The organism is Pseudomonas sp. GW456-12-10-14-LB2, assembly GCF_002884345.1.
GTDB lineage: Bacteria > Pseudomonadota > Gammaproteobacteria > Pseudomonadales > Pseudomonadaceae > Aquipseudomonas > Aquipseudomonas paraglycinae.
Genome location: NZ_POHV01000003.1, coordinates 213,223 through 220,315, shown reverse-complemented (window position 1 = coordinate 220,315; position 7,093 = coordinate 213,223). Strand labels below are relative to the sequence as shown.

The following is a 7,093-nucleotide window of genomic DNA, read 5'->3' as shown; positions in this document are numbered from 1 at the left end:
GGCGGGATGCTGTTCGGGCTCAGGCGTCTGGCGAAATGACCGGGGCCGGGCGTTTGCGATCCTGCAGGCCCCGAACAACCAGGTACAACAACGGCCCGACTGATACAAACACCGCCGTCAGCAACAGATACGGCACCACCGACCAGCCCGACTGCCCACGCTTGCGCGCGTCCTTGTACATCCAGACGCCCGCCAGGGTTGCCAGCAGATAGAGATCGATCACCACCTGCGCAGTGTCGGGCCGAGACATCAGGCTGATGCCGAAGTCGATCAGCGACTGCTCGGCTTGCAGCATCACGGAAACGGTATAGCCGCTGAAGGCGATCAACGCGGTGAGGGGCAGGGCGATGGACATCATTAAATCCTTCCTTGGTCAGATGAATCGGAATTTCCAGCCGCGTAGCTGTCAGCCGTTGGCAGTTGCCAACGGCCTTGAAGTGTTCAGGGCAGCAGCGGACGCAGAAAACTGCGCTCGTAGCTGACGATGAATTTCTTTTCCAGCAAGTCCGCCACCAGTGCCGTGCTTTCCGGGTCTGTCAGTGCGATGTGGCGATAGCTTTCGTAATCCGCCAGCGACGGGAAACTGAACAGGCAATACGCGATGTTGCTCGCGCCTTCAGAGGGCAGGAAGTAGCCGTGATGGGTTCCGCCCAGCCGCTCGACAATGCCTAGCCAGGTCTTGGCGTAGGCTTCGAATGCGTCCAGCTGGTAGGGATCAATCACGTATCTGACGTGGCAAGTAATCAATGCCGATGCTCCTTGGTCAGTTACTCGGGAATGGCCACGCCAACCTTGTCCGAGGCCGACCAGATGCGGAAGCGCACTTCGACGTCCTGCGGTGCGTAGATCACGATCGGCAGCTTGCTGTTGTAGCGCACGGTGAAACCGTCACCGATCACCGGCACGAATGCGCGTTTTTTCTGGGTGCCGGGCGGGCAGGCCATCAGCGTGCTCATCGGGCCGCTGACTTTTTCCAGGCGGTAGAACGGATAGCCCCAGCCTTCGAGGTTTTTCTCTTCGAGGGTGCCGCCCAGGCGTTGGCGGTTGCAGTCGACTTCGAGGGTCTTGCCAGCGAGGATTTCGACTTTGAAGTTTTCTTCCTGGGCCTGCTGCGGCAGGTGGATGACTTGGCGAGTGAAGCCCGCTTCGGCCTTCGGATAAGGCGCGGTGTCTTCAAGTTTGGCGGCGTGGGTGAGGGTGGACAGGCTGGCGAGCATCAGGCCGGCGGTCGCGTAAACAGTGAAATTTCCCATTGAAGCCTCCTGGCGGGTGTACGTTGGTTGACGGGCATTCTCACTGCCAAGGGCGATGAATGCAAACCGCCAGCCGCATGCAAATTGCAGTGCCTGCACGAGCGAATCTTGCATTTTGCAACTGGCCAGTGGCCTGCCTTTTTCCCAAGCCTTTGATTTGCAAGGAGGTGAATGCAACCTGATGAAAGGCACGTTTTATGCGTTGATTTGGTGCGGCGCACCGAGTTCGGGCGCCTACACTCCAATGGGCATTTCGCAGTACAGCCGCTTGTCACAACCCAAGGATTCAGCGGGGACACACCCGTGGGAAGCCGTGGCAACGGTCGACGTGAATACTTGATTGGCAGTCTCACAGTAAGGAGAGGTTTCGCCATGTTTCTGTCTGCCTTGGAACTCCGCAACATCATAGAAAGCAGTTTTCTACCGAAACGCTGCCAATGCACGCTGTCCCCGGATCTGTCGATGACCGTCAAAGTGTATGGCGATCACCAAACCGATCAGGTTGAGCTGCAGGTGAGTGGCATCGATGCCAGTAATTTGAACAGCTGTCGCGAAATCAACGGCCTGATCGCCGGGTTGCGCTCGGATCTTGCGCAACAAACGGCAATCCATCATTCAGTGCCGCGATCCCGAGTCGTCTAACCGACTGTTTCACCCAGTTCGACCGTCACGCGCCGGGCCTGCAAGAAGCCAAGGCCCAGCGCGAACTCGACCAGCACCGCGAGCAGAATCCCGGGGCCGGCGTGGCCGTTGAGCCATTCAGCAAACCCCAGCACCGCCAGGCCAAAACAGCCGACGATAAAGCCGTTGCTCAGCGCATTGCGCGCGATCGACACCGGCGCGTTGCGCACCAGATAAAACATCACCCCCAAGGCTGCAAACAGCACCGCACTGCGCCGTGCGACAAATCCAGCTGCTTCCGAATACTCGATGCTCCAGATCGCCAGTAACATCTGTGGCGCCAGACCCCACGCCAAGGAAAGCAGAAAACACAGGCAGAAGGTGAGGGTCGAGAGCGTGCGGAACGACAACTGCATGGCGAATCCTTGCGGCAGTGAGGAGGGCCCCGAGCATACTCTTCGAGACCCGTGCTCGCCTACCGCAAAGCCGCAAATCAGAGCTTTCTGTCAGTTCTGGAAGCTGCACGCGTCAGATAATTTCCGATAACTGATTTCTTCCGGTTTGCCGGTGTTGTCGAGGTACTTCATGTCGGCGGTGATGACCTTGCACTCCTGCGTCTGCGGCTCGGTCAGGGAAACCACTTTGGCGACATGCAGCGGCATGCCGTATTCATAGGGAACAGCCTTGGAGGTGTCATTGGCCTGGGCCAGCCCGGCAAACGCGGTGCAGGCGAGGGCGGTGGTGAGCAGGAACGGACGAATGTTCATGATGGACTCCGGTGCGACGGAAATTGAGTTTGGCGGATTGCCAGCCAAACCTGCCGCACTCGGCGTCAGCCAGGGGCTGAGGGTGTGCGGTTCAGTAGAGTTTTTGACCGCGGCGTTAAGCGATGGTTAACCGGGCTGAACGCCGGCTGTCCGGGCGGGGATTGTTTCGCGGGGGAGACTCGGCGGATTCCTACAAGGGTGGATGCCTTGTCTGCTTTCGGGGGCTGGAGTGGGGCGGTTATGGTTTGGCGTCGCTGCAAAATCAGCGGCTTAGGTTTGGTCACCTAACGTAATCACCTGTGCATGTGTGCCATTATTCGCCCCGACGAACATTCGTGTCCGTGGAGTGCATTGCTGTGGCGGCTGTGTGCAGGGTCGCCTTCGGGCGAGCCGAGTCAGGTGGTTCTCGGTTGACCAAGCCTGTACACAGTCCGCCTCCCCATCGTTTGGTCACGGTGCTGGCGGTTACTTTCAAGCTGCCTTGAGTAATTCCAATGCCAATCCTGAAATTAAGCTCCGCCCGCTATCTCCCGCTCAACAGCGGCGTCACCGACAGCGCACCGCTGGTCATCGACACCCAAGCCAACCCGAAAGACCTCTTCGAAGCCGCCGTGCAACGCATCCGCGCCGCCAGCGACCTGCTCGAAACCTTGCACTGCCTGTGCTTCAAACACGCCGACGTCCAGGACATCCCCCACATCACCCATGCGCTGTACCTGCTGACGCAGGATGGCAGTGATTTGCTTCAGGTTGCGCAGCAGAAAATGTTGAACTGGCAGGCGCCGGTTTGATTTTTAGAGCGACGGCCTAGCATTCACGGGCAGAAAACTTGAATTATCTGCCCGTGCCTATGCCGGTTCAAAGTAGCTAGCAGAGTAATTTGGACTCTCACGGGGAGTGACCTTCTGGTCGACAGAACGCGAAGCCCAACGCAGAGTCATTATTTGAGATCGATGACTTTGAAACCTTTTTTATCGGGTACCGTATTCACTCCCTTGGGTTCTTCCGGCTGGCCTTTTGGGGTGATGTAGTCGTAAACGACAAATTTTTCGGGGATTTCATAGCCATCGTTGGGAATGACCAGGCGCATCTCCCGAGCACTCAGGTACAAAGAAACCGGCAGGGCCTTTTCGGCAAAATCGATGCGTTCCAGCGTTCCGCTGTCTGGATTCTTGCGTAAAACGGCGCCCTTCAAATAGGGAGAGCCATAGTTCATGGCGTAGATCAAAACGGAGCCCGTGCATTTTGCCAATGCAATTTCACCGACGAAGTCCGAGTCGGGCATGTCAGTGAAGGCAGTTTCTGTCTGGTTATTGAGTTTTACGAAGAGTCGCTGCCCGTCCTCACTTGAAGTGGACAGCAGTGAGGCAGTGGTTCCATCTGAAAGCGGGCAATCCAGTAGCGTTTTCTTCGTTTCGGCGAAAGCAGGAAGGCACACTAGAGCGAGGACAAAAGCGAATCCGGCTTTTATCATTTCAATGTATTCCTCAGAACATCCATCGAGTTGGGATTGGCGTCCAGTTTTTTGGCACAGTCACTGATTTTGCGGTAGTAAACGCCATTCGATTTCCCTCGATACTTCTTGTAAGCCTCCTCAGTGGAACTTGAGATGTCGAGCCAATATTGCATGTACTCCGTGCCGATCTTGATGTTCTCGGCCTCGTCCCAAATAGAAGGCGATGCGTAAAAAGCAGCCCCTGCACTGAAGGCCTCGTCTGTCTGGGCTTGGTTGGGCATCCGACCGAGCTCTTTTTTCTTTCGGTATTTATAGACCTGCTTGACCGCAGGCTCCTGCATTTGCATGAGGCCTCTGGCTGAGTGCTTACCACGACCGGCTTCGGGGTCGAAATGCGATTCCATGTATATCTGGCAGATCACCGTGTTGGTGTCGATCTTGGATTGATTATTGGCTTCCACCAGTTTCCGGATTTCTTTCAGGCGTCGGCTGTCATCCACAGCAACCTTCGCTGACGCCGTATCAGCTTTTGGCGTGAGTGGTTTCTGAGCGGTAGTCAGTGGCTTGTTCTTGGCCATTTCAATCGTCCCATCCAGGGTTAATAGGCGGAATATCGTCATAGACTTCAATGACGGCCGTTTCCGCTTCCGTGCTAGAGATTTTTGCTGTTCTTCCCTCATCGTTCGTTCGACCGACAATGCTTTTGCCGGAGGAGGTCTTAATCACGTAGGGGAAGTTCTTCAGTGGTAACCCTGTCTCTTGGCTGGTTACAAGGAAGTCCAGGTCGTGTTCGGTTTTCTCTGGAACGATTTTTCGCTCTAAAAGCTGCCCAACACTTCCGATGGCGGCAGCAATGGGAATGACGGGGGCCAAGATATTGATCCCAGTACCTACCCCTGGAGCACCGCCGGTGTTGGCCTTCACCTCGGCACCGCTGATGGTCACACCACCGGCATCAACCTTGACGAAACTGCCGCCAGCCTTGGCCGTGAGTTCCATGCCACCCTCGATCACGACCTTGTCGCCGGCGTGGTAGTGAATCTCCGTGCCCGCTTCCACGAACTGACCGGTGCCGACCTTCACATGCTGTGTCACGCCCACGGTCAGGTGGTCGTTGGCGCGCATTTCGCTCTTGCGGTCTAGGTGGGTGATGCGGTGTTCCTCGACCTTGAATTCACTTAAAACATTGGCTTCGACGGTGTCATGCCGTTCGTTGCCGACGCGGATCTTCTGGTCGTGCTCGATGTTTTCGTCCCAGTCGCGCTGGGCGTGGATGTAGATCTGCTCGACGCCTTTCTTGTCTTCGATACGGAACTCGTTGTAGCCCTTGCCGCCCGGTGAACTCAGGGTTTTGAAGGTGCTGCGGGTCTTGTTCGCCGGCAAGTCGTAGGGGACGACGTTTTCCTTGTGGTACAGGCAGCCGGTCACCAATGGCTGGTCGGGGTCGCCTTCGAGGAAGGTCACCAGCACTTCCATGCCGATCCGTGGAATGGCGATGCCACCGTAGGCTGCGCCGGCCCAGCCGCTGGCGACGCGCAGCCAGCAGGTGGTCTTGTCGTCGGCCTGGCCTTCTCGGTCCCAGTGGAATTGCACTTTCACGCGGCCGTACTGGTCGCAGTGGATTTCCTCGCCGGCGGGGCCGGTGACGATCGCGGTCTGGCTGCCGAGGGCTTTCGGTTTCGGGTGCTCGAGGGCAGGGCGGTAGTGGGCGTCCCACGGGGTGGCCACGAAGCTGTTGCGGTAGCCCTGGTGGAAATCGCTCTTGTTGTCGGTGACGTCGCTGGTGACGTTTTCGCCCAGCACTTGTGGCTGCTTGCCTTCGTGGAAGACTTCCAGCAACAACCACAAGTCGTTCCACTCGGCGCGCGGGTGTTCGGCCAGGGTCATGAAGTGGCCGCTGGTCAGGGTCGGTTCGTCACCCTTGCCTTCGGCGAGTTTGTAGTCGCTGCGATGACGTTCCAGCGCGCGGGTCGACAGGAACTTGCCGCGCTCGCGCGTGGTGAAGCGGCCGGGGTAGTCGTAGTCTTCCAGGTCCGGCATGAACGCGGATTTGGCCGCGCCTTCAGGCAGAATCTTCGGTTTCTCGAAATCATAATCGCGGCGGCTGACGCGGCTGGTGCGGGTTTCCAGGCGCAGATTGAAACGCTTGATCACCGGTTTGTCGGCGGTCATGCCCGAGTCTTGCTGGTAGTTGACCGGTTTCAGTTTGCGGAAAACGGTCTGGTCGTCGCCGAACACCAGTTTGTGGCCGCTGCTGCTGTGCTGGAAGTGGAAGTGGATGCCTTCCTCCTCGCACAAGCGCTGGATGAAATGCAGGTCGGACTCGTCGTACTGCACGCAATAGTCGCGTTCCGGGTATTCGGCGCTGAGCTGGAAGCTATAGGCGTTGGCCAGAACCCCGCGATCTTCCAGAACCTGGGCAATGATCTTCGGCACCGTCAGTTGCTGGAAGATCTGCTGGTCATGGTTGTGCCGCAGGTAGGCCAGTTGCGGCACCAGACTGATGCTGTAACGGGTCAGGGTCTTGCCGGAATCGCCTTGCTCGATGCGATACACCAGACCGTGAATCTTGCCCTCGCCGGTGGCGCCGAAGGTCAGGCAGCCGGGCTTGTGCAGGAGTTCTTCAAGTTTGAGGTCGGGGCGGGCGCTGACCAGTTCGATGTCGAAACGGAACGGCTCGTTGAGGGCTTCGCGACCGGTGAAGCTGAGGACTTGCAGGTCGGCGGAAGCGCCTTCGAGCGTGAGGGTAATGTGGGTAGCGTTGGCGTCCAGCATGCCTTGATTTCCGTCCTTTGGATTAGCGTGGGCGGATGGTGCAGGATTAAATCGCCTCGTTCAAGGCGCAAATGCCGTAGAGGCAGTGGTCAGAACCCATAGGGAAAACCCTTAGGCCCACGGTTTGGCCCAGTAAAACAGGCACTTGCGGACGAACCAATCTGTCGCGAACGCCGAATACCGCGTCCTGGAACAACCAGTCAGTTTCAGACTAAAGTCGC

11 protein-coding genes are annotated in these 7,093 nt (G+C 57.6%); 3 read left to right on the top strand and 8 right to left on the bottom strand.

Going from position 1 to position 7,093, the window contains the following annotated elements:
- Positions 1–19 precede the first annotated feature (19 nt).
- The 3 genes from C1X29_RS03455 to eco form a co-directional block, all read right to left on the bottom strand.
- Positions 20–358, bottom strand: coding sequence for a DUF2834 domain-containing protein (locus tag C1X29_RS03455; protein ID WP_102686224.1), 339 nt, complete (start codon positions 356–358; stop codon positions 20–22).
- Positions 359–441: 83 nt separating this feature from the next.
- Positions 442–747 carry an NIPSNAP family protein gene (locus C1X29_RS03450; protein ID WP_102686223.1) on the bottom strand — a complete coding sequence of 102 codons (306 nt, stop codon included), beginning with the start codon at positions 745–747 and terminating at the stop codon, positions 442–444.
- A gap of 20 nt (positions 748–767) precedes the next feature.
- Positions 768–1,253, bottom strand: coding sequence for a serine protease inhibitor ecotin (eco, locus tag C1X29_RS03445; protein ID WP_085745761.1), 486 nt, complete (start codon positions 1,251–1,253; stop codon positions 768–770).
- Positions 1,254–1,625: 372 nt separating this feature from the next.
- Between eco and C1X29_RS03440 the strand changes: the two genes are divergently transcribed.
- Positions 1,626–1,895: a DUF1652 domain-containing protein gene (locus C1X29_RS03440; protein WP_102716873.1), complete on the top strand. Its 270-nt coding sequence runs from the start codon at positions 1,626–1,628 to the stop codon at positions 1,893–1,895.
- Here the strand turns inward: C1X29_RS03440 and C1X29_RS03435 are convergent.
- Together C1X29_RS03435 and C1X29_RS03430 are read right to left on the bottom strand one after the other, a co-directional pair.
- Positions 1,892–2,290: a hypothetical protein gene (locus C1X29_RS03435; RefSeq protein ID WP_064596409.1), complete on the bottom strand. Its 399-nt coding sequence runs from the start codon at positions 2,288–2,290 to the stop codon at positions 1,892–1,894. The genes C1X29_RS03440 and C1X29_RS03435 overlap by 4 nt on opposite strands.
- Positions 2,291–2,380: 90 nt before the next feature.
- On the bottom strand, positions 2,381–2,641 hold the full coding sequence (locus C1X29_RS03430; RefSeq protein WP_011334038.1) for a DUF2790 domain-containing protein: 261 nt from the start codon (positions 2,639–2,641) through the stop codon (positions 2,381–2,383).
- Here C1X29_RS03430 and C1X29_RS29235 point away from each other — a divergent pair.
- On the top strand, positions 2,634–2,771 hold the full coding sequence (locus C1X29_RS29235; RefSeq protein ID WP_158247896.1) for a hypothetical protein: 138 nt from the start codon (positions 2,634–2,636) through the stop codon (positions 2,769–2,771). The genes C1X29_RS03430 and C1X29_RS29235 overlap by 8 nt on opposite strands.
- 364 nt (positions 2,772–3,135) lie before the next feature.
- Positions 3,136–3,432 (top strand): hypothetical protein, encoded by a 297-nt coding sequence (locus tag C1X29_RS03425; RefSeq protein ID WP_074690670.1) that lies wholly within the window; start codon positions 3,136–3,138, stop codon positions 3,430–3,432.
- A 149-nt stretch (positions 3,433–3,581) separates the two neighbouring features.
- Here C1X29_RS03425 and C1X29_RS03420 read toward each other — a convergent pair whose 3' ends face one another.
- From C1X29_RS03420 to tssI, 3 genes are read right to left on the bottom strand one after another with little or no spacing between them, the layout of a single operon-like run.
- Positions 3,582–4,115, bottom strand: a complete 534-nt coding sequence (locus C1X29_RS03420) for a hypothetical protein (RefSeq protein WP_232253667.1) — start codon at positions 4,113–4,115, stop codon at positions 3,582–3,584.
- Entirely contained in the window at positions 4,112–4,675 is a 564-nt protein-coding gene (locus C1X29_RS03415; RefSeq protein WP_102686221.1) for a transglycosylase SLT domain-containing protein, read from the bottom strand. Before C1X29_RS03415 ends, C1X29_RS03420 begins: the two co-directional genes overlap by 4 nt.
- 1 nt (position 4,676) lies before the next feature.
- Positions 4,677–6,872 carry a type VI secretion system tip protein VgrG gene (gene tssI / locus C1X29_RS03410; RefSeq protein WP_102716872.1) on the bottom strand — a complete coding sequence of 732 codons (2,196 nt, stop codon included), beginning with the start codon at positions 6,870–6,872 and terminating at the stop codon, positions 4,677–4,679.
- Positions 6,873–7,093 lie beyond the last annotated feature (221 nt).